23 protein-coding genes are annotated in these 20,598 nt (G+C 58.7%); 18 read left to right on the forward strand and 5 right to left on the reverse strand.

The annotated features are described in order from the left end of the window. Positions 1 to 22: 22 nt before the first annotated feature. Entirely contained in the window at positions 23 to 928 is a 906-nt protein-coding gene (gene nac / locus ACA047_RS18065) for a nitrogen assimilation transcriptional regulator NAC (protein ID WP_497351567.1), read from the reverse strand. Between the two features lie 309 nt (positions 929 to 1,237). Here nac and ACA047_RS18070 point away from each other — a divergent pair, with 309 nt between their 5' ends. The 12 genes from ACA047_RS18070 to ACA047_RS18125 all read left to right on the forward strand — a co-directional run bounded on the left by ACA047_RS18070 (position 1,238) and on the right by ACA047_RS18125 (position 13,135). Beyond that, entirely contained in the window at positions 1,238 to 2,446 is a 1,209-nt protein-coding gene (locus ACA047_RS18070) for an aspartate transaminase (RefSeq protein WP_497351569.1), read from the forward strand. 10 nt (positions 2,447 to 2,456) lie between these two features. Then, positions 2,457 to 4,001 (forward strand): MFS transporter, encoded by a 1,545-nt coding sequence (locus tag ACA047_RS18075; RefSeq protein ID WP_497351571.1) that lies wholly within the window; start codon positions 2,457 to 2,459, stop codon positions 3,999 to 4,001. A 62-nt stretch (positions 4,002 to 4,063) separates the two neighbouring features. Continuing rightward, complete coding sequence (locus tag ACA047_RS18080) at positions 4,064 to 5,395, forward strand: OprD family porin (protein ID WP_497351573.1); 1,332 nt, start codon at positions 4,064 to 4,066, stop codon at positions 5,393 to 5,395. A gap of 278 nt (positions 5,396 to 5,673) precedes the next feature. Further along, positions 5,674 to 6,009: an integrative conjugative element protein, RAQPRD family gene (locus tag ACA047_RS18085; protein ID WP_497351575.1), complete on the forward strand. Its 336-nt coding sequence runs from the start codon at positions 5,674 to 5,676 to the stop codon at positions 6,007 to 6,009. Then, the gene (locus tag ACA047_RS18090) at positions 6,006 to 6,245 is read left to right on the forward strand and encodes a TIGR03758 family integrating conjugative element protein (RefSeq protein WP_497351577.1); all 240 of its coding nucleotides are present in this window, start codon (positions 6,006 to 6,008) and stop codon (positions 6,243 to 6,245) included. The genes ACA047_RS18085 and ACA047_RS18090 overlap by 4 nt, the downstream gene beginning before the upstream one ends. A 17-nt stretch (positions 6,246 to 6,262) precedes the next feature. Further along, a complete protein-coding gene (locus ACA047_RS18095) occupies positions 6,263 to 6,634 on the forward strand; it encodes a TIGR03745 family integrating conjugative element membrane protein (RefSeq protein WP_262947854.1) in 372 nt (123 codons plus the stop codon). 7 nt (positions 6,635 to 6,641) lie between these two features. Beyond that, positions 6,642 to 7,055 carry a TIGR03750 family conjugal transfer protein gene (locus ACA047_RS18100; RefSeq protein ID WP_497351579.1) on the forward strand — a complete coding sequence of 138 codons (414 nt, stop codon included), beginning with the start codon at positions 6,642 to 6,644 and terminating at the stop codon, positions 7,053 to 7,055. Then, positions 7,052 to 7,693, forward strand: a complete 642-nt coding sequence (locus ACA047_RS18105) for a PFL_4703 family integrating conjugative element protein (protein ID WP_497351581.1) — start codon at positions 7,052 to 7,054, stop codon at positions 7,691 to 7,693. Before ACA047_RS18100 ends, ACA047_RS18105 begins: the two co-directional genes overlap by 4 nt. Then, the gene (locus ACA047_RS18110) at positions 7,690 to 8,502 is read left to right on the forward strand and encodes a TIGR03749 family integrating conjugative element protein (RefSeq protein WP_497351583.1); all 813 of its coding nucleotides are present in this window, start codon (positions 7,690 to 7,692) and stop codon (positions 8,500 to 8,502) included. Before ACA047_RS18105 ends, ACA047_RS18110 begins: the two co-directional genes overlap by 4 nt. Then, positions 8,492 to 10,009, forward strand: coding sequence for a TIGR03752 family integrating conjugative element protein (locus ACA047_RS18115; protein ID WP_497351585.1), 1,518 nt, complete (start codon positions 8,492 to 8,494; stop codon positions 10,007 to 10,009). The genes ACA047_RS18110 and ACA047_RS18115 overlap by 11 nt, the downstream gene beginning before the upstream one ends. Further along, a complete protein-coding gene (locus tag ACA047_RS18120; protein ID WP_497351587.1) occupies positions 9,972 to 10,388 on the forward strand; it encodes a TIGR03751 family conjugal transfer lipoprotein in 417 nt (138 codons plus the stop codon). Before ACA047_RS18115 ends, ACA047_RS18120 begins: the two co-directional genes overlap by 38 nt. After that, positions 10,388 to 13,135 carry a conjugative transfer ATPase gene (locus ACA047_RS18125; protein WP_497351589.1) on the forward strand — a complete coding sequence of 916 codons (2,748 nt, stop codon included), beginning with the start codon at positions 10,388 to 10,390 and terminating at the stop codon, positions 13,133 to 13,135. Before ACA047_RS18120 ends, ACA047_RS18125 begins: the two co-directional genes overlap by 1 nt. Positions 13,136 to 13,159: 24 nt before the next feature. Here the strand turns inward: ACA047_RS18125 and ACA047_RS18130 are convergent, their stop codons facing one another. The 3 genes from ACA047_RS18130 to ACA047_RS18140 all read right to left on the reverse strand — a co-directional run bounded on the left by ACA047_RS18130 (position 13,160) and on the right by ACA047_RS18140 (position 14,594). Next, on the reverse strand, positions 13,160 to 13,906 hold the full coding sequence (locus tag ACA047_RS18130) for an ATPase (RefSeq protein ID WP_497351591.1): 747 nt from the start codon (positions 13,904 to 13,906) through the stop codon (positions 13,160 to 13,162). Then, the gene (locus ACA047_RS18135) at positions 13,903 to 14,151 is read right to left on the reverse strand and encodes a hypothetical protein (RefSeq protein WP_017529804.1); all 249 of its coding nucleotides are present in this window, start codon (positions 14,149 to 14,151) and stop codon (positions 13,903 to 13,905) included. The genes ACA047_RS18130 and ACA047_RS18135 overlap by 4 nt, the downstream gene beginning before the upstream one ends. Before the next feature lie 185 nt (positions 14,152 to 14,336). Further along, positions 14,337 to 14,594, reverse strand: a complete 258-nt coding sequence (locus tag ACA047_RS18140) for a LasR-specific antiactivator QslA (RefSeq protein WP_080712583.1) — start codon at positions 14,592 to 14,594, stop codon at positions 14,337 to 14,339. A 158-nt stretch (positions 14,595 to 14,752) separates the two neighbouring features. On the opposite strand from ACA047_RS18140, the gene ACA047_RS18145 reads away from it, so the two are divergent. From ACA047_RS18145 to ACA047_RS18165, 5 genes are all read left to right on the forward strand, one after another. After that, positions 14,753 to 15,007 (forward strand): helix-turn-helix domain-containing protein, encoded by a 255-nt coding sequence (locus tag ACA047_RS18145; protein ID WP_497351594.1) that lies wholly within the window; start codon positions 14,753 to 14,755, stop codon positions 15,005 to 15,007. Between the two features lie 115 nt (positions 15,008 to 15,122). Next, positions 15,123 to 16,079 (forward strand): TIGR03756 family integrating conjugative element protein, encoded by a 957-nt coding sequence (locus tag ACA047_RS18150; protein WP_497351596.1) that lies wholly within the window; start codon positions 15,123 to 15,125, stop codon positions 16,077 to 16,079. Continuing rightward, on the forward strand, positions 16,076 to 17,458 hold the full coding sequence (locus ACA047_RS18155; RefSeq protein WP_497351598.1) for an integrating conjugative element protein: 1,383 nt from the start codon (positions 16,076 to 16,078) through the stop codon (positions 17,456 to 17,458). Before ACA047_RS18150 ends, ACA047_RS18155 begins: the two co-directional genes overlap by 4 nt. A 3-nt stretch (positions 17,459 to 17,461) precedes the next feature. Further along, entirely contained in the window at positions 17,462 to 17,770 is a 309-nt protein-coding gene (locus tag ACA047_RS18160; RefSeq protein ID WP_497351600.1) for a hypothetical protein, read from the forward strand. A 10-nt stretch (positions 17,771 to 17,780) separates the two neighbouring features. Beyond that, the gene (locus tag ACA047_RS18165; protein ID WP_497351602.1) at positions 17,781 to 19,319 is read left to right on the forward strand and encodes a conjugal transfer protein TraG N-terminal domain-containing protein; all 1,539 of its coding nucleotides are present in this window, start codon (positions 17,781 to 17,783) and stop codon (positions 19,317 to 19,319) included. Here the strand turns inward: ACA047_RS18165 and ACA047_RS18170 are convergent. Then, positions 19,312 to 19,722 carry a DUF3742 family protein gene (locus ACA047_RS18170; RefSeq protein ID WP_025214497.1) on the reverse strand — a complete coding sequence of 137 codons (411 nt, stop codon included), beginning with the start codon at positions 19,720 to 19,722 and terminating at the stop codon, positions 19,312 to 19,314. The genes ACA047_RS18165 and ACA047_RS18170 overlap by 8 nt on opposite strands. Before the next feature lie 452 nt (positions 19,723 to 20,174). On the opposite strand from ACA047_RS18170, the gene ACA047_RS18175 reads away from it, so the two are divergent. Continuing rightward, the gene (locus ACA047_RS18175) at positions 20,175 to 20,504 is read left to right on the forward strand and encodes a hypothetical protein (protein ID WP_497351604.1); all 330 of its coding nucleotides are present in this window, start codon (positions 20,175 to 20,177) and stop codon (positions 20,502 to 20,504) included. Positions 20,505 to 20,598: the final 94 nt, after the last annotated feature.

The following is a 20,598-nucleotide window of genomic DNA, read 5'->3' on the forward strand; positions in this document are numbered from 1 at the left end:
GATAAGCCGTCCTTATGACCGTTCAGACCAGGCTACCGCGCATCTCCGCAACCAGTTCCAGCAGAATTGCCTTGACCGCCTGGGCCGGCACCGACAGCGGCAGGTGTCCGGACAAACACAGTGCCAGTGGTGCTTCGATTTCCGGCTCGACGATGCGGCACATATGCACTGAGGTGGCGGCAACCATCACCCGCGCCGAGGATTCGGGCAGGATGGTGGAGCCGAAATGCTCGGCGACGGCAGCCGTCAGGGTGATCGACGATTCGATTTCTGCCACCACCCGCGCGCTCATGCCGATGCGCTGGAAGGCTTCATCCGCCAGCCGCCGCATCACGTTGTAGGGACGCGGCAAGAGCATGTCCATGTCCGCCAGTTCGGCCAGGGGAATCTCGTCGAGCGTGCTGATAACCGGATCAGCGCTCACCAGGTAAAGGTGCTCGCGCAGCAGCGACACGAAGCTCAAGCCGTGGACTTCGCGCCCGCCATAGAGCACGGCCATATCCATCCGGCCGTTCATGATCAGCTCGCTCAACGTGGTGCCGAAGTTTTCATTGAGGTACAGCAGAATGCCCGGATGACGTTCGCGCACCCGGCGCAACAACGGCAAAGAGAGCGACGACGCGGCGGTGCCCGGGGCCAGTCCGACCGATACTTGCCCGGACAAGGCATGGCCTGTGGCATTGATGTCGCTTTGAGCCTGCTCGCACTGGCGCAAGATGATTTGCGCATGGCCGTAAAGGACCTTGCCCGCCTCGGTCGGGGTGACGCCGCGTTTAGTCCGGATCAACAGCTGTTGCTGCAACTCCGCTTCCAGCGTGGCCAGTTGCTGACTGAGCGCCGGTTGCGCGACATGCAGCACATCGGCGGCCTGGGTCATGCTGCCGATATCGACGAGTTTCACGAAATACTTCAAGCGACGCAGATTCACGGTGGCGATGCTCTTACTCGAAAAAGGGAGACAACCCACAAGTGTTAGCAAGAGCCAGGCCAGCGCAAAATCTTGCATGCGTGGTTAAGTCAAAGGCTCAACCATAAGCCTTTGCTATGGCTGGATCGGGGCGATTCTGATCGACACCCGCCTCGGGCATACAGGCTTGAGCGCACCGCCGTGGTGCAAAGCGTGTTCAGTTCCAGCCATAAGCGATTCCTATCCGACCAGAACGATCTCGTCTTATGGCGGCGCAAGCAGCGACTCGTACTGTAGGGCCTCGTCAACGTCATCAACGAGGAACGACACGTGACCGCCTCCCGCATCGCCGCCCGTGTGCAACGCATCAAGCCGTCCCCAAGCAGCACCGCTTCTGACCGGGCGAACGAACTGCGCCGGCAGGGTAAATCAATCATCAATCTGGTAGTCGGCGAGCCGGACTTCGATACTCCGACGCACATTCGGCAAGCGGCCAATGCTGCCATCGAGCGCGGCGAAACCCGTTACACACAAAATGCCGGCACCCCGGAACTGCGCAAGGCGATTGCCGACAAGCTGGCGCGGGAAAACGGCCTGACGTATGGCGCGAATCAGATCCTGGTCACCAGCGGCGCCAAGAGTGCGATTTTCAATGCTTTCGCCGCCACCTTGGGCGCCGGCGATGAAGTGTTGATTCCGGCGCCGTACTGGGTGTCGTACCCGGACATGGTACTGGCCTGCGAAGGCGAACCAGTCACCCTCGCCTGCCCGGAAGAACACGCCTTCAAGCTGACCCCGGAGCAACTGCGCGGCGCGATCACCGAGCGTACTCGCTGGTTACTGCTCAACTCGCCGAGCAACCCGACCGGCGCCAGTTACAGTGCTGCCGAACTGCGTGCCCTGGCCGATGTGCTGCTCGAACATCCGCAGGTGCTGCTGATGACCGACGACATATACGAACACATCCGCTATGAAGGCCTGGAAAACCCGCACATCCTCGCTATCGAACCGGCGCTGACCGAGCGCACCGTGCTGGTCAACGGCGTGTCCAAGACTTACGCCATGACGGGCTGGCGCATCGGCTATGCCGCAGGCCCGGCTGATTTGATCGGCGCTATGGCCACCCTCCAATCGCAATCGACCAGTAATGCTTGCTCAGTCAGCCAGGCCGCAGCGGTTGAAGCACTCAATGGCGACCAGACCTTCGTCACAGACAGCGTAGTGGTTTACCAGCAACGTCGTGATCGTTGCCTGGACCTGCTCAACGCCATCGATGGACTGAGTTGCCGCAAACCCGATGGCGCGTTTTATCTCTATGTGAACTGCGCGGGTTTGCTGGGTAAGTCGACGACTCAAGGCAAGTGCCTGGACACTGATTACGACGTGGTCATGTACCTGCTGGAAAGTCAGGGGGTGGCCGTGGTGGCCGGGACCGCGTACGGGTTGGCACCGTTCTTCCGGATGTCCATCGCCACCGACATCCAGACCCTCGACGAAGGTTGCTCGCGGATCGCCGCTGCCGTTGCGGCGTTGAGCTGAGGAGCCGACGATGACTGTGGCCACCCACCCTGCCCTGAGTTTCCAGCAGGCCTTGCTGGCGATGCTCGGCATTTCTCTGGTGCTGATGCTTTCGGCGCTCGACCAGACGGTGATTGGCAACGCTTTGCCGAGCATTGTCGCCGAACTCAAGGGTTTTGAGCTCTACGCCTGGGTGGCCACGGGTTACTTGCTGGCATCGATTGTCACGATTCCGATCTTCGGCCGACTGGGCGATTACTACGGGCGCAAGCCCTTCGTCATCGCGGCCACGGTGATCTTCACCCTGGCGTCACTGGCCTGCGCACTCGCCACTGACATGTTATGGCTGGTGATCGGCCGCGCCTTGCAGGGTGTCGGCGGTGGCATGTTGATCGGCACGGCATTCGCCTGCATTCCGGAACTGTTTCCCGACACCCGCCAACGCCTGCGCTGGCAGATGTTGCTTAGTGCACTGTTCAGCGTGGTCAACGCCATCGGGCCAGGGTTGGGCGGCTATCTGACGGGAGCCTATGGTTGGCGTTCGGTGTTCTACATCAATCTGCCGCTGGGTTGCCTGGCATTGTTTTTTGCCTGGCGCTACCTGCCTTATTACCGCCCGCAGCAACGGGCAAAAATCAGCCTCGACTGGCCCGGCGCATTACTGATTGCCCTGGCGCTGGGCAGCCTGCAGTTGTTCGTCGAATGGTTGGGCCATGCCAGTCTGATCCTAAGCGCGGCGCTGGGATTGAGTTGCGTCGTGGTGACCCTTGCCCTATGGCACTGGGAACGTCGCTGCCAACACGCACTGCTGCCGGCGGCGTTACTCGTATTACCGAGCATGCGTCTGTTGTTTCTGCTGTCGATGGCGGCCGGGGCGATCATGTTTTCCTTGTTGTTCTATCTGCCGCTGTTACTGCAAGGAAGCTATGGCTACACGCCGCAAGATGCCGGCCTGCTGATTACGCCACTGGCGTTGAGCATCACCCTGGGCGCCATCGTTAACAGTCGCATCGTCACCCGCTTGCGCAATCCAAACCTGTTGCCGCTGGGTGGTTTTGTCGCTCTGCTGCTGGCCTGCCTCGGGCTGGCCATCGCCGGACGCAACGCTTCGTTTAATGCGCTACTCGGCTTGATCCTGCTGGCGGGACTTGGGCTGGGCTTCATCCTGCTGAACCTGACGGTCTTCACCCAGACCCTCGCCGAGTGCCAGTTCCTCGGCATCGCCACCGCGCTGACCCAATCGCTACGGCTTGTCGGAGGCTTGCTGGGAACGGCGGGAATGGGCGTGCTGGTCAACCTGCTGTACAGCGCCAACCTGCAACGACTGTTCATTGCCCAAGGACACGCGGACGGTTTGGCGATGTACGCCGACCCGCAGATCCTGCTGCACCCCGCTGCAGCGCTGCTCGAACACCCGCAATGGCTGAACCTGGCCCGTGAGGCACTGGCCCAGTCGGTGGGCGTCGGCCTGCTGCTGTGCGCCGGTCTCGGCGTTTTGGCGCTGTTCATCCTGTACCGCTTGCCGCCCGTGAGACTGAACGTCTTGCCGGCCACCGTTGCTCCTGAAAAACAATAAAAACCTTACTGCCGCTTTTGACTGCCTCTCACAACATTCGACAACTCATGGGGATGACTCCGATGGAGCTTTTCAATCGCGCACCTAAAGTAGTGGCCGGCCTTTGCGGCCTGATCATTGCTCAACATGGTTACGCCGCTGGCCTGGTGGAAGACAGCAAGCTCAGCGTGCTGGCCCGTAATTTTTTCAGTAATGCCGACAACCGCAGCGGCGCCGCCGACCCCAATTACACTCAGGAATGGGGCCAGGGCTTTATCGCCAATTTTCAGTCCGGCTACACCCAAGGTACGGTCGGGTTCGGCGTAGACGCCATTGGTATGTTCGGGGTCCGTCTGGACTCCGGAAAAGGTCGGCACTACAACCCGCAAAGCACTGCCTTCAACGGCAACATCTTCCCGACCGACAGTGATGGGCGTGCCGTGGATGAGTTCGGCAGCCTGGGCCTGACGGCCAAGGCGAAGTTCTCCAACACCGAACTGAAATACGGCACGCTGGTGCCGATGTTGCCGGTGGTGATGTCCACCGACCGCATGCTGCAACAGACTTTCAATGGCGGGCAGATTCAGTCCAAAGACCTGGAGAATTTCACGTTCACCCTCGGCCAGTTGGAGCACGTCAAAGGTCGTGGTTCAAGTAACCAGATGGGCATGTCGATTCCCGGCGCGAACAACGCGCAGACCGGTGAATTCGTGAACAAGTTCTATTACGGCGGCGTGGACTACAAAGCGACCAAAGACCTAACATTGCAGTACTACTACGGCAACCTGGAGGACTTCTACAAACAGAATTTTCTCGGGCTCAAATACGATTTTAAGGTGGGTCCCGGCACCCTGCGTACCGACCTGCGTCACTTCGACAACCGCTCCGATGGCGCCAACGGTCATAATCCCGACTTCTACACCTTTGGCTATTACGGTAATGGCGTCACCAAAGGCAAGGTCGACAGTCGCCTGGACAGCGCGCAATTCACCTACCTGGTGAACGGCCACACCTTCGCCGCTGGCCTGCAACAAGTCAGCGGCGACAGTGATGCCGTCTGGTTGAACCAGGGCGACGGTTCCACCGCCTATTTCATGACGGAGTCGATGATCGGCAAGTTCCAGCGCGCCGGGGAAACCACCTGGCAAGTTCGCTACGGCTATGATTTTGCGACGGTGGGTGTTCCTGGTTTGAGCTTCATGGGCATGTACGAAAGCGGCTCGAACATCCGCACGCCGACGGGCGACAAAAGCGAATGGGAACGCAACCTGACGGTCAGCTATGTCATTCAGCAAGGTCCGCTCAAGGATTTGAGCATTTCCCTGCGCCATGCGTCACTACGCACTGAAGTGTCCACGCAGCGGGACAGCGACGAGCACCGGGTCATTGTTAGCTATCCGCTAAACATTCTGTAAGGCATCGAAACCCGGCGTCACGCCGGGTTTCGTCTCCTTTATACTGCTCATCTTTCCAACAGACTCTGATGTAAAGATGACCCGAACGTCATCGCCAATCTATCGAGCACGGATTGGGGTTACCTCAAAAACCTAAAACCCAGATTCAATCGACCTGCACCTCAATTTCCGCTGCGTATCTTGATAAAGAAAAAGCGATTCCTCATATCTCGCTTTTCTTACTGCCCTGCCCACCCTTTTAACTTGATTCTGGTTCCATATGACTATGGGCCAACATCATGCCGACTACTGCTTTTCGCTACCTGTCTCTACTTTCGCTGGTACTTGTCCATGGCGGTAGCTATGCCGCATCTACTCATAAACAGAGTCAACTCAGCCTGGTTCTGCAGCAACTCGATGCTATCGAAGGCCTTGCAACGCAAGCTGAGGCAGCCAGCCCATCAGAATCAGTCGAGCGCTATCGCTTCGACTATCCCCGGCTGACTCAGGACATCCAGCGCATCCGTCAAGGTGTGCAGGGCTATCTGTCCCCCTCTCGCGCTCAACCCCGCGACCCCACTGAATTGGTCGGCGATTACCACCTCGACACTCCGCCTGCGGAACCCTCTCCATGAGCATGACTGACGCCCAGACCTCAGCGTTCCAAAACGCCTCCGGTTTCTCACCGCAGAGCAGTTCGACACTGTGGCTGTCCCTGGTTCTAGTCCTGGCTTTGCTTTGGTGTGCCTGGGTGATGTGGACGGCTTACCGGGGTTGGGCCGCCGGCAGTGTGCGCTTTGGAGCCTTCGGCGGCAGCGCCGCTCGCGTGCTGCTCACCTTGCTGGTTTTGATGTTCTTCACCCTGTCCTAACACCGGAGATCACCGTCATGCTCAAGTGCCTTGTCCCCCTGAAAAACAACCTGCGTGATCATGCGAGCCAGCGCTTAATCGGTCTGATGCTGGTGCTCGGTCCAAGCCTGGCTTTTGCCGAACTTCCCACCATGGAGGCACCTTCACGTGGTGAAGGTTCCGGGTTGATCGAGACGATCAAAAACTACGCCTACGACGGCGGCATTCTGCTCGGCCTGCTGATCGCCCTGCTCGCTTTTCTCGGTGTGGCCTGGCACTCCCTGACCGTCTATGCCGACGTGCAGAACCAACGCAAGACCTGGAAAGACTTGGGTGCGGTGGTCGGTATCGGTGCTCTGTTGGTGGTGATTATCATCTGGTTCCTGACCAAGGCTGCTGCAATTCTGTGAGGTCGATATGAACGACACTATCGAACGCCTTGCCGACGGCACCTTGGCCCTTCTGCCAGAGCGACTCAATCGTGATCCCGCCGTATTGCGTGGTTTGACCAATGATGAGATGTGGGTAGCGCTCGGCACCGGCGCCGTCATTGGCCTGCTGCTGGGCGTTCCTCTAGCGATCGCCACCGCCTCTATTGCCGTGGCGCCGACCAGCATGATCGCAAGCATGGCGCTGGTGCTATTTGTCGGTGACACGCTACTGCGTCGAGCCAAACGGGCCCGGCCAGAGACCTGGTTGTACCGCAAGCTCGAATGGATACTCGCTAGCCGTTGGCGCCTGGGTCGCGGAAGTCTGATCCTTCACTCCGGCGCCTGGACGGTTCGCCGTTCGCGTCGACTGCGCCCTGCTCTGTCCCGGTGGCAACCATGAGTCGTTTTCGGAACAAGGTGGATGCCCAACAGGCCCATATCTTCAGCCTGCGTATGGCGGTAGCGATCCTCGCCCTGATCTGCGCCGGACTCTGGTATGGCTGGCGCTCGGCACCGACCGATCTGACCGTGCATGTACCGCCGGATCTGCGCTCCGGCAGTACACGCAAGTGGTGGGATATTCCTTCAGAGAATGTGTATGCCTTTGCCCTGTACATCTTTGGCCAACTCAACCGCTGGCCTTCCGACGGCGAGCAGGACTACCGCCGCGCCATCTATGGTTTGCAGCCCTATCTGACCCCCGCCTGCAAGACCTTCCTCGACGGCGACTACGAGTACCGCAAGGCCGCCGGCGAACTGCGCCAGCGGGTGCGTGGCGTCTACGAAATTTTGGGCCGAGGCTATAGCGAAGATCCGGAACTCAGGGTCAAGCAACTCGACCGCGACAGCTGGCTGGTCAAACTCGACCTCAACGCCGATGAGTATTACGCCGCCGAACCGGTGAAACGGGTCGTGGTGCGTTATCCATTGCGTGTGGTGCGTTTTGATCTGGACCCCGAACGCAATAAGTGGGGGCTGGCACTGGATTGTTATCAGGGCACTCCGCAAAAGCTCTCCCTGCCTGGAGGTGAGCCATGAAGCGGATGTCTACACTGGGACTCACCGTCGCACTGATGCTATGGGGAGCGGCAACGCAGGCCGTCGAACTGATGCACTGGGAACGCCTCCCCCTCGCGGTCCCACTGGTGATCAATCAGGAGCGGGTGATCTTTGTCGATGAGGCTGTTCGCGTCGGTGTGCCCTCAACCCTGACGGGCAAGCTACGCGTGCAATCAGCCGGTGGCACGCTGTACCTGCGGGCGTCGGAAGCCATTGCACCGACCCGACTGCAACTGCAATCAGTCGCGACGGGCGAGATCATCCTGCTGGACATCGCGGCCACGCCTGGCGATCAACCGTTGGAGCCCGTGCGTATTCTCAAGAATGCTCAGGTGCAAGCTACCGAGGCTGAATCTAGCACCGCCCCTGTTCAAGAACGCACGCCGATCCCGGTCGCGTTGACGCGCTACGCCGCACAGAGTCTGTACGCGCCGTTGCGCACCGTGGAGTCCCTGCCCGGTGTACGCCGCGTCCCGCTCAAGCTGCGCACCGAACTGCCAAACCTGCTGCCGACCGAAAACGTGTCCGGCACACCCATCGCCGCCTGGCGATTCGGTGATTACTGGGTGACGGCGGTGAAGTTGCGCAATCGTGGTCCAGAGACGGTACAACTCGATCCGCGTCGGCTTCAGGCCAAGCTGTTCGCCGCGGCCTTCCAGCATGCTTTCCTCGGGCCTATCGGCAGCCCTGAAGACACCACGGTTGTCTACCTTGTCACCCACGGTTCCGGCCTCGAACGCGCCGTGCTGCCTCCGCCCATCGCGCGAGGTGCTGACGATGAAAGCTAACGCCTTGCTCAAATGGCTGGTACCGGCTGTGCTGCTCGGCGTGGTGTTCATCATCCTGAAATCTTGGGTCGCGGGTGGTACCACGCCTTCGCCAGAAAGTCCGACGGCTCAGGACAACCTCCAATTATCCGCCGAGCAGGCCAAGTCGCTCGGTATTGCGGGTGATACCCCACGCGACACGGTTGCCACCTTGGTCGGCCAGGTGAAGGCCATGCGCAGCGACATGCTCGGCCTGAAAAAACACAACGATTCGCTGCAGGCGGAGAACAACCGCCTTCGCGAGCGGGAAAGCAGCGTCGATTCGCGTATCCAGACGGCGCTTGGCAGCGTGACCCAGCAGGTCGACGAAGGCCGTCGCCAAGCCAACGAGGCCCGGCTCAAAGCGGAACAAGACAGTCGCCAGGCCCGTGGTTTGCTGACGCAATTGCAGGAACAGCTGTCGGGGCTGACCGGCAAAGGCAAGGAAATGCCGATCGGATTGGGGCTTGAGCCGGGCGACGGTGCTCAGTTCGAAGGGCAGCATTCTGCTAATGATGTACTGCAGTGGATTGAGCCCTCGGATGCTCTGCCCACCGATGCCCAGGACAAAACCAAAACCGCGTCCGCCCTGAGTCTGCCTGCTGCCTTCAACTCACTGGAGGATTTGAAGGACAATGCCATCGACCGCAGCCAGAAGCAGTTACGCGAGGTCACCAAGGGTGAACGTGACCTGACACGCTCCGCTGATCGTACCGAAGGCGCGAAGCCGGTCTACACCATTCCCGAAAACGCAACATTGATGGGTTCGGTTGCCATGACTGCGCTGATCGGTCGAGTCCCGGTGGACGGCACGGTGAATGATCCCTACCCCTTCAAGGTGCTGGTTGGGCCCGAGAATCTGACGGCCAACGGCATCGATCTGCCGGACGTTGCGGGCGCCGTAATGAGCGGCACGGCGTCCGGTGACTGGACCCTGTCGTGCGTACGCGGACAGGTCGAGTCAATCACCTTTGTGTTTACCGACGGCACCATCCGCACGGTGCCTCAGCCGAAGGCGGTAGCCAGCCGCAACGCCTCCACCGCCCAGAGTTCGAACACCGACAAGATTCGTGGCGGACTCGGTTACCTGTCCGATCCGTTTGGCGTTCCTTGCATTGCCGGTGAGCGCCGCTCAAACGCTCAACAGTACCTCGGCAGCCAGAGCTTGATCACTGCCGCCGGCGCCGGTGTCGCCGCCTTGCTTGGGGATGAGCAGAACAACAGCAGCGTGATCAGTTCGGGCGGCAGTACGCTCGGGGTCACTAGCAGCAGTGGCAATAGCGCGCTGAATTCAATTCTCAGTGGTGGGGTCAGCGACATCCGTGAGTGGATCAACAAACTCTATGGTGAGACCTTTGCTGCCGTATACGTGCCACCGGCCGCCCAAGTCGCGCTGCACCTCGACCATGAAATTACCATCGACTACGAGCCCAAGGGCCGGAGCGTTCGCCATGAAAAAGACCACGTTTCTCTGCCTGACCTGGATTAGCGTGTTTTCCTTGGTCCTGACAGGGTGTTCTACTGACAAGGAGACGCTGCTGCCCCATGGCGAGCAAACCATGCTGGACATCTGGAACGGCGCCGGGTCGCAAGGCACTCAGCAGCAACTGCTGGATGCTCGGCAGCAGTTACGCCGCCCGCTGGCCCAGGCAGATTTCTCCGGTGCTCTCCAGGAGCCGTACACGCGCACAGCGGCGAACGAGATCCGCAACCTGTTCCCTCGCTTGCCCAATCCCGATCTGGTGCTGTACGTGTATCCGCATTTGAGTGGTACCGAGCAGGCACCGGTCCCGGGTTACTCGACCGTCTTTCCGTTCTACCAACGGGTGCAGTACGCATTGCCGGGTGAACGTCAGGAAGACTTGTAGTGCGTACCGGCGATTCGGGCAGCCGCACTTCTGCGTGGAAAGCCTGGCGCCACCCATTGCGCCCTCGTGCCACCTTGGCCGATGAAGCTGCACTGTATGCACACAACCCTAGCTTCACCGATCATCTGCCTTGGGTCGAATACCTCGACACCGAGCAGTGTTTTCTACTGGATGACAATCGCTCGGTGGGCGCTGTGTTCGAGTTACTGCCCATCGGCACCGAAGGGCGCGAGCCTGACTGGCTGATAGCGGCTCGTGATGCCCTCGAGGATGCCCTGCAGGACAGCTTTGACGAGCTGGATCAAGCGCCGTGGGTGGCGCAGTTTTTCTGCCAGGACGACAACGACTTCGTCCCCTATCTGACCCGGCTCACCGATTATATTCAGGACAGCGCGCGAGGAACGGACTTCACCGATACGTTTTTGGAACTCAGTCGTCGTCATCTGAAGGCTATCGCCAAGCCGGGAGGTCTGTTCGAGGACAAGGCCGTCACGCGCCTACCCTGGCGTGGCAATAATCGACGGGTGCGCCTGGTGATCTATCGCTGGCTTGAGGCTGGCACTGAGGAGACGGGACTCACTCCGGTGCAATCTCTGCAACAGGCTTGCGAACGTATCGGGGCTTCTTTGCAGGCGTGCGGGGTGCGATCGACACGAGTCGATGGCCGAGGTTTGTATGCCTGGTTGTTGCCCTGGTTCAATCCGGTACCCATGCTCACCGATGAAGCGTCCGAGGATTTCTACCAATGCGTGGCCTATCCGGAGTCAGGCGATGGCGAGTCGCTGGAACTGCCCTTCGATCACGACTTCGCCGAGCGGCTGTTTTTCAACGAACCGCGTTCGGATGTGCAACAGGGACTCTGGTTTTTCGATGGGCAACCCCATCGGGTGATGGTGGTGGACAAACTGCGGCGGGCACCGTCGATTGGCCAACTCACCGGAGAAACCCGCAAAGGCGATGCAGTCAATGCGCTGTTCGACCAGTTACCCGAAGGCACGGTGATGAGCCTGACCCTGGTGGTCAAGCCGCAGGATGTGCTCGAGGATCAGTTGAACCGCCTAGCCCGCAAAGCCATCGGTGAAAACCTGGCCTCAACCCAGACCCGCCAGGATGTTGAAGAGGCTCGCGCGATCATCGGCCGCCAGCACAAGCTGTACCGGGGCACCCTGGCGTTTTACGTGCGCGGTCACGATGAGCAGCAATTGCACCAGCGCTCGGTCAGCCTGGCCAACGCGCTGTTGGGCGCGGGGCTGCAACCGGTACGTGAGGGTGATGAAGTCGCCGCGTGCAACAGTTACCTGCGTTGGCTGCCGATGACTTACAACCCGGCCCGCGACACACGCAACTGGTACACACGCCTGATGTTCGCTCAACACTTGGCAAATCTCGTTCCCATCTGGGGTCGCAGCACCGGCACCGGCCACCCGGGCATCACACTGTTCAATCGTGGTGGCTCGCCGTTGAGCTTTGATCCGTTGTCACGCCTAGACCGAGCCATGAACGGCCATCTGCTGTTATTCGGCCCGACCGGCGCCGGTAAGTCGGCCACCCTGGTCACCCTGCTGATGCAGGTCATGGCGGTGTACCGCCCTCGCCTGTTCATCGTTGAGGCCGGTAACTCATTCGGTTTACAGGGCGACTACTTCGCAACGCAAGGCCTGTCGGTCAACAAGGTCCAATTGAAACCTGGTACCGCGGTCAGCCTCGCCCCGTTCGCCGATGCCTGGCGCCTGGTCGAGCAGCCGGATCAGGTGGCGAGTCTATCGATCGATGAGTGGGACGATGAGGTGGTAACCAGTCGCGAAGACCAGCGCGATGTTCTCGGCGAACTGGAAATCACCGCCCGCCTGATGATCACCGGCGGCGAAGCCAAGGAAGAAGCGCGCCTGAGTCGAGCCGATCGCAGCTTGATCCGCGAGTGCATCCTAGATGCAGCACAGACCTGTGTCGCAGCGGAGCGCCAGGTACTGACCCGCGACGTGCGCGACGCGTTGCTGCGCGTCGCCGCCGACCCGCACTTGCCAGAGAAACGTCGCGAGCGTGCCCAGGAAATGGGCGAGTCCATGGACCTGTTTTGCCAGGGTTTCGAGGGTGAACTGTTCGATCGTGAAGGCACGCCTTGGCCCGAGAGCGATGTGACCATTATCGATCTGGCCACCTACGCTCGCGAAGGCTACGAGGCACAGATGTCCATCAGCTACATCAGCCTGATGAACACCGTGAATAACCTTGCCGAACGAGACCAGTACCTGGGCCGACCGATCATCATGGTCACCGACGAGGGCCATATCATCACCAAGAACCCGCTGCTGGCACCCTTCGTGGTCAAGGGCACGAAGATGTGGCGCAAGCTCGGCGCGTGGTTCTGGCTGGCGACGCAAAACCTTGCCGACTTCCCCACCGCCGCGCAGACCATGCTCAACATGATCGAATGGTGGATTTGCTTGAACATGCCGCCCGCGGAAATCGAAGAAATCGCACGGTTCAAGAAACTCACGCCGGCACAGAAAGCCTTGCTGCTCTCCGCCAGTAAGGAGCCGGGGAAATACACTGAGGGGGTCGTGCTATCGAAGAAGCTCGAGACGCTGTTTCGGGCCGTGCCGCCCAGTCTTTATCTCGCCCTGGCCATGACGGAGCCCGAGGAAAAAGCCGAACGCTGGACACTGATGCAGAGCACCGGCTGCTCGGAACTGGAAGCGGCTTACCGGATAGCTGAACGGATCGATAGGATGCGAGGAATTAAGTGAAACGGAGCTGATCCTAGGTTTCGATCAACCCGGCAGCAAATCCTTGAAAACCTTCTCCACGTAGGCTTGCATGAACCAGTCAGGGATCTCATCAGCCCTGAATTCAAGGTCAGTCCCGTCTGTTACTTCAGCGAGCAGCACCAGATCAGCGCCGGAGTTATCAAAGATATAAGCCCGGTTCGAGGCTGCGATGGCTGCTGGCAATAGGTTCAGGCAACGACCGTAGCGCTGCACAATTTTTTCCGTGGGGACTGGGTGCCCACCTGCCGCGACACGGTTCTTGACCCTGTTGATATTGATGTCAGGATCTTCAGTGGCGACAAAGTAGAGGTAGGTTCGATATCCCGACGCTCTTGCCTTGAGCATAAAAGCGATTTTGTCCTCGCTAGACATCACCGTTTCGAAGGTGAAAGACAATTGGGCTTTGAGGAGCTTGTGCCGCATGAAATCAGAGAGCACGGAAGCAAAATAGGAGTTCATCGCGACGGACTGGAAATTCAGGCCGTTATTGCTGAAGCCTATTTTGGCTGCCTCTTCAACGAGCTGGGTCGACCGAATCAGTCGGTGCACCTTGATAAAGCCGAGAACCTCGTCACCCTCGACTTCCAGTTGAAAATCGCTGAATTCCAGGCGTCCGCCCTCTTTGGCAGCCTTTTCGATTTCATCCGGGTTGATGTAGATCCCGATCAGGTGGGAAGGGACGGCACTTTTCATTGTGCTTTTACCGGAACCATTAGGGCCGGCAAACACCCTCAGCCGAGGGACGGTCATGAGCAGCGGTGCACCTTGATAATCCCGCCCAAGGTCACTTTATGCTTGGGCTTGGCCACTCGAATAACCTTGTGCTTACCGTCGGCAGTCGTCTCAACGAGCTTGCCGTCCATGACTTCCATCACGCTGCGTCCGGCCGCCAGCGCGTTGATATAGGCCGTATTGATCGCACCTTCAGCCATGGCTGGGATTTTACCCTCCAGTCGGCTCACCAGATCATCACTCAACACTTGGTCGGCTTTCATATCGCGCTCCACGTTCTCAGAGCGTGCAGAATCTGCACTTATCAGAATCCTAGCTACGTAAATCTGTTTATCACAGACCAACGCCACTTCTGTCAGATCTCCATTCTAGAGGAATGGAGCCTGGAACCATACCTTCCAGTAAATTTTCCCGTGTAGGCCATATCGTCAGGGTTGGAGCCGCACGGCTACGGTGAAACGCCTTGAAGCCGTTGCTGAACTCTCAATAAAAATCCTGCTTCGAAAGCATCCTGAGATTCTCCTGCCGGACAAGTCTTCCGAGACTGCGCCAGTTCCCACCACAGTGGTACGTCACCGGGTGTATTAAGCCAGGCCTGGGCGCATTGCACGCCACGTTCGATCATAGGCGCAAATTCGCTGCCCCACGGTGTCAAAAGGCTCGGGCAGCCGTCCGCCGCCGGAATTGAAACGTAATTTTCGTCCATAGACACCTTAGCTTTCGATTATTTATTAATGCTCGGTCTGTTCTAAGCAGCATAGAAACAAAATTGACACTCGGCTTAAGCATCAAAAAAGCCCGAATCAGAGCCAATGTAGACTATATCCCGTGGATTGAGAGTCCCTCAAGGCGCAGTTTGCGCGCATGACTCAAAACTTCGAACAGCTCCGTCTGCAACTCGCGGAAAATATCCGCTCGATGCGACGCATGAAGAACCTTACCCAGGAGCAATTGGCGCTCATGGCCGAGGTGGATCGTACCTACGTGAGTCAAATCGAACGAGGGGTAGGCAACCCGTCGTTATTGGTCCTCTGCAAACTCGCCAACATTTTCGAGATCAAAACGGATCAGTTGCTCATCGAGTCTGACGCGCTTGCTCGTACGCTGAGCGCTGAATGACCCTCTGCTGATCTAGAAGATCGTTATAAACCGACAATCCTGCGTTCGGCTTTCTCACTGACACCCCTCTCTCGATTATTGAACCTGTCCAGGCCATACACCCAGAGCCTGGATCATGTCTGCTGCCTGCCCGCACATTTCGCCCCAGAAATTACATCCGTTGGTGCTGAGCATTCTGCTGGCATCCGGGTCAAGCGTAGCGCTGGATACCGGCAACATTACCGCCTCCGTACTTTCTCCAGACTGCCTCGAGTACAGAGTCGTCGGCATCTGCTTTTGGTTGCTCTGCACCCCCTTCGGCTGCACGGTTAAAACCTCAACCAAGGTTCGTCACTTCATTCCTGAGCTGGTGGTCTCGAGCTATGCCACCACCGGTGCCAATCCTTGGACCGAGATGGCCGCCCTATCCTCTCCTATCAGTGGGGCGGAAGGAGGCGGTAACCTGATCACGCCGAACACCCAGCGCGATAATCTGCCTCGTTTCAAAAACGTTGATGCCATCGGTCATCCAGGTGGCTGGGCCGCCACGCAACTTGCCTCGCAATCCGGCTACGCCTGCGCCAGCGGCGCCACTGCGTTCATACCCTACTACTTGAGCACTTTGGACTCACTGGCCTGGCGTCATGGCATCCCTGAAAGCCTTTATCCCGAGTCGCTCTTACCGGGAGTCCGTGAGATCGGTCGTCAGCTCGCGGGCAACATGTGGGGCAACGTCTATCCCCGGCAAGGATTTCTGGTACAACCCGACGACTTCAAAGCCGCTGCGGTGATGGCGCAGCGAGCGGGTGACGTCATTACCCGCAACTGGCAACCGCACGTGTATGTCCCGCTCACACCCGTACCACGCGATGGTTATTGGCCGCCTGGCCCAATCGTTGAAAACGACGCTTCGACCCACAAATGGCACTTGCTCTCCCCCCGGGTTCAACCCACATGTGCCATCTTCCCCAGTGAACCGGTGCAGAGCGTGGATGGCGGCTACTCCTGGTCGCTGTGGCGTCCCTATAGCTGCTGCAAGCGTGAGGGACAGACCTTCCTGTTCAGCATCGACTTCGAAGGTGGTACGTCATGAGTCGACTTCTCGCAGGATCATGGTTGGGCCCGATGAGCTTGTTGCTCTGCGGGCTGCTCGCCGTGGCCACGCATGCCCATGCCGCCGAGGACGATTACCGTCTAGGCACTCAAGGCGAGGTGCTCGACGACCGAGTGATGTACACCATCGGTGGCGGCTCTGCAGCGGGCTCGCCGAGCTCGCTCTATCGCCCTAACGGGCTCGGTGTCGGCGGATCCTGGCAGGCGAACATGATGTGCGGAAACATGAGCCTCACCAACACCTTGCAAAACCAGTTGAACGGCGTCACCGAAGGTTTCCAGCAGATCATGGGCAGCATCGTGCAGAACGCGACCCAAGCAGTCATGTCGCTGCCGGCGCTGATTATTCAGCGCGCCAATCCCGGTCTCTATGAGTTGCTCAGTAACGGGGTGATGCAGGGGCGTATCGACTTCGACCGCTCCAAACTGACCTGCCAGGCCATGGCCGAGAAGATGGCTGACAAGGTCGGCCAAGCCGGCTGGGGCGCATTGGCCAAGAACCAGGAGATGCAGGACAACCTCGAACAAACCGGCGGTGATGCGGTGGCCGCAGTGAAAAACACCGAGGCCCGTAACGGCAATAATGGGGTGTCATGGGTCGGCGGGCAGAAGGCTGGAGGTAGCGGACAAACACCCATCCGGGCAACCTCCGATGTGGTGCGCGCGGGCTATAACCTGCTGCATAACCGGTCCGTGGATGACAGCGCCTCGATCAGTAGCAGTGATTGCCTGGGCGGCGCTATTTGCCAGGCATGGACCTCACCCCAAGAGGAATCCGAATGGGCTGTTCGAGTGTTGGGCGAGACCGAAGTCGCAACCTGCGACACCTGCGAGACTCTGCGGGCTACCGCTGGCAGCGGACTGACGCCGCTGATCCAGGAGGCCTACGGTGAACATCTCAAGACCCTGCAAGGATTGCTGTCCGGTTCTCTGCCGCCTACCCCTGACAATCTGAGCAAAGCCTCCAGCCCGATGCTGCCAGTGACCCGTGGTGTGATCGAAGCCCTGCGCGACGATCCTGATCAGGAACTCCTGGCGCGGCGCCTGGCCAGTGAGACGGCCCTGTCCAGCGTGCTCGACAAAGCGCTCCTGCTGTTGCGCACGCTGCTGGCAGGCAGCCACGAACCTAACATCGCTTCCGCCGAACCGGCCCAAATGGCCTTGACGAAAAACATCGACACACTGGAGCGCGAGATACGCCTGCTACAAACCGAGTTGCAGGTCCGGCAGATGCTCACAACCAATACCGCCAGCCTCGTGCTCGATCGACATGCCGGAGGTGCCGATGCGTCGCGCACCGTCGAGCAAGGCGACCCCGAACCTGGCCGACTCAACGACGCTGACGCCAGGCGCAAGTGAGCCATGAAACGCTCACTGCTATTCACTTTGCTTTCAAGTCTAGGGATCGTCGCAGGGATGATCCTGACCGCCGCACTGATCGCCTGGATCGGCGGCACTGCGCTGGGCAGTTTCGGGGTCTGGCAGCAAGCCTTGGAATCGATACGGCCTTATCTGCGGTGGTGGCGTGTCCTGCTCTACAGCGTCCTCTTTGCACTCTGGTGGGACCTGCTGAGGCGCTACCGACATCGACCACAGGACCGACTGCGCGTGAAACGCGCCGGGACATTAGGGCTCTTGCTCTTTACCTGCGTCGAGCTCACTCGGTTGTGAGGTCACCACCATGCTCATGAGCACTAACAGCTACCTGGAGTTTTACCTTTCCCTGCTGGCCTGGATCATCAACAACGGTATCTGGAACATCAGATCCGATACTGGATTGTTCGCCGCGCCCTTCGGCGCGATCATCTTGCAAGAATGGTTGTCGGCCCGTCAGCAAGGCGCAGATGAAGGCAACAAGGGATTGCTCTCGGTACCTCGAATCGAGAACCGGCTTTGGCTGGCCTACATTGTCGTATTGTTCGGCTGCGCGCCGGTCTTTCCGCTAAACCTCGCTTCAATGGCGTTTGATGATGCAGCGAGCCAACGCTGCGGTGTCAGCGTGGCCAAGCCAGCAGAAACTGCCTGGGGTACCACTTTCAACACCATCGGCGAACGCTCTGCCAACGTGCCAATCTGGTGGTTTCTGGTGCACGCCCTGAGCAAAGGAGTGACCGCAGCGGCCACCGCGGCCATCCCCTGCGCACCGGATATCCGACAGTTGCGCATGGAGATCGACAGTTCTCGCATCGATAACCAGGTATTGCTACAGGAAGTCGCCGACTTCACTCGCGACTGCTACGGCTATTCCCGCTCTCGACTTTTCACCAACCGTCCTCAGTTGGACAAGGCACAAAGTCACGATGCGTCCTGGATCGGCTCACGCTATTTTCTCGACACGCCGGGCTACTACGACACCGATCGCTCACGGACACCGCGAGTCAGCTGGCCCTATGATGAAACCCGCGATATTTCCTTGCCACGGTTGGAGAATGGCGCGGGCTACCCCACTTGCAAACAATGGTGGAGTGACAGCGGTATCGGGTTGCGCGAACGGTTGATCGAGCAGCTTGATCCGTCGCTGCTGACTCAACTGAAAAGCTGGTTGACTGGCCGTTCAAGCAACGAAATCGAGGATGCCACGCTGCGCGAACTGGTCAGTCCGCGCCAACAATCGATGTCCATGTCGCCCGGACAGGTGTACCAGGACTATGGCTCCAGTGCTCGCGGAGGGTCGATCAATCAGGGGCTCAATAACCTGGCGACCAACACTGGGCTGGCCCTCGGTTCCTTCAGCAACTTCCCGGCGATGAATGCGCTACGCGCCGCCCTGCCCATGGTGCAGGCTTTCCTGATCATGGGCGTCATCATCAGCCTGCCACTGATCCTGCTGGTCAGTACCTACCAGCTAAAGACCGTCATGACGGTGACGTTCGCGCTGTTCACGCTGCACATGCTGACCTTCTGGTGGGAGTTGGCCCGCTGGGTCGACTCCAGCATGCTCGATACCTTGTACAACCAAGTGTCGGCGTCCAATCAGGTGCTGCTGTCGCTGCCCACATCCGGTTTTATGGACGGGACCGTCACGGCACAGGTGATTGAGTATGTGATGGGGGCGATGTTCTTGGTTCTGCCAGGACTATTTCTAGTTGCCATGAGCTGGGCAGGCTACTCAATTGGCAGCAGCCTTGAAGGGATGCTAGGAAGTGCGAGCAAGGCAGCGCATGGCGCGGCAAGCAAAGGCACAGATCAGTTGATGGGAGCTACGAAAAGGATCATCTGACGTCACTACTCGATGATTTGGAATGCCCGATGTAATGGCCGTTGTCGTCGTAATTGCCTAGATAGGAGTTGGCCCCTAAAAAGTCTGGACCTGGATCATTGCCTTCAAGATCCCCATCAATGGCAGCCCTGGACAATAGGAGACCAATCACAGCAATCATCGTTACGACAGAAGCTACCAACCAGAAACCGATAAAGAGCAACCCAAGGATGAGTGCCAGCTTCGTAACCAGAAAGCTCCCACGAACCAATAGCCCACCCGCAGGCATACCTGTCGCCACCGCACGTTTAGCCACACGAGATTCAAATCCTTTCAACCTGCGATAAACACGTTTTACGGACATACCGCATGCATATGCCCAGCGGTGTGCGCGGGAGATCTGAAGTGGCTGCTGAGCCGGCATGGTTGCGCCCTCTTCTGAGCGTGTTCCTGTGGAAATCGAGATTACAGACTACTACTGAAAACCGCCCATGCTTAACCGTTTATCAGCTTACTCGGTCGAAAAACTCTTCACTGGAAGACAGAAGACGCAGCTCGTGCACCAGCGCCTCTATGGCCGTTGACCCATCTATATCATCCAGCTACATAGAGGGTACGGATCGCTGTTATCGACAGCACCTTCCCAGGTAGCCAGAGCCTTCAAAGCTACGTCACTCCGGTGATGGTTCCCCCCAAGTGCGATTAGCGTTCGGTGGCTCGCACAGTCACGTTTCACGGGTGATGAACGCCTACTGCTCTTCCGAGCGTCTTTCAAGCTCGGCTCGTCCTAACCCCTCTTGCTTTTCTTCAACCCACTGCGGGGAAATTCATTCCCCAATGGGACAGGTTTCTTCGCGCTATCAACGGAGGCACACCATGTCCGACTCACTCACAAGCGAAGCACTGAACACTCTGCGCTTGCCCGTTGTGTTCACTCCAGAGGCGTGGCAACACGCAGTATTGATCGATGGTTCAAATCATCCTGAAAAGCTGCAGCTCGATAGGCTGAGCAACATCGTACGCGCAGCCTTCAAAGCGCACCTGGCCGATCCAAACGCACCCTACGTGGTGTTTGAGGTAGCCAAGTTCGTCTCAGTGAGTGATGCAGATCATGAACCATTGCTGCGACTGAGCCTCAGCCTACTTCAGGCATCAGACCAACCTAACGCCTTACTGATAGCGCTTGCGGAAGAGCAGCAACGCTAAACGCAAACGGCCATACCCGGCCACTGATCCAACTCAGGCTATACGCAGTCCTGCACCAATCCAATCAACACCCACCGGGGAACCCTCCCCGACG

The sequence above is a fragment of the Pseudomonas sp. LBUM1664 genome (assembly GCF_059695895.1).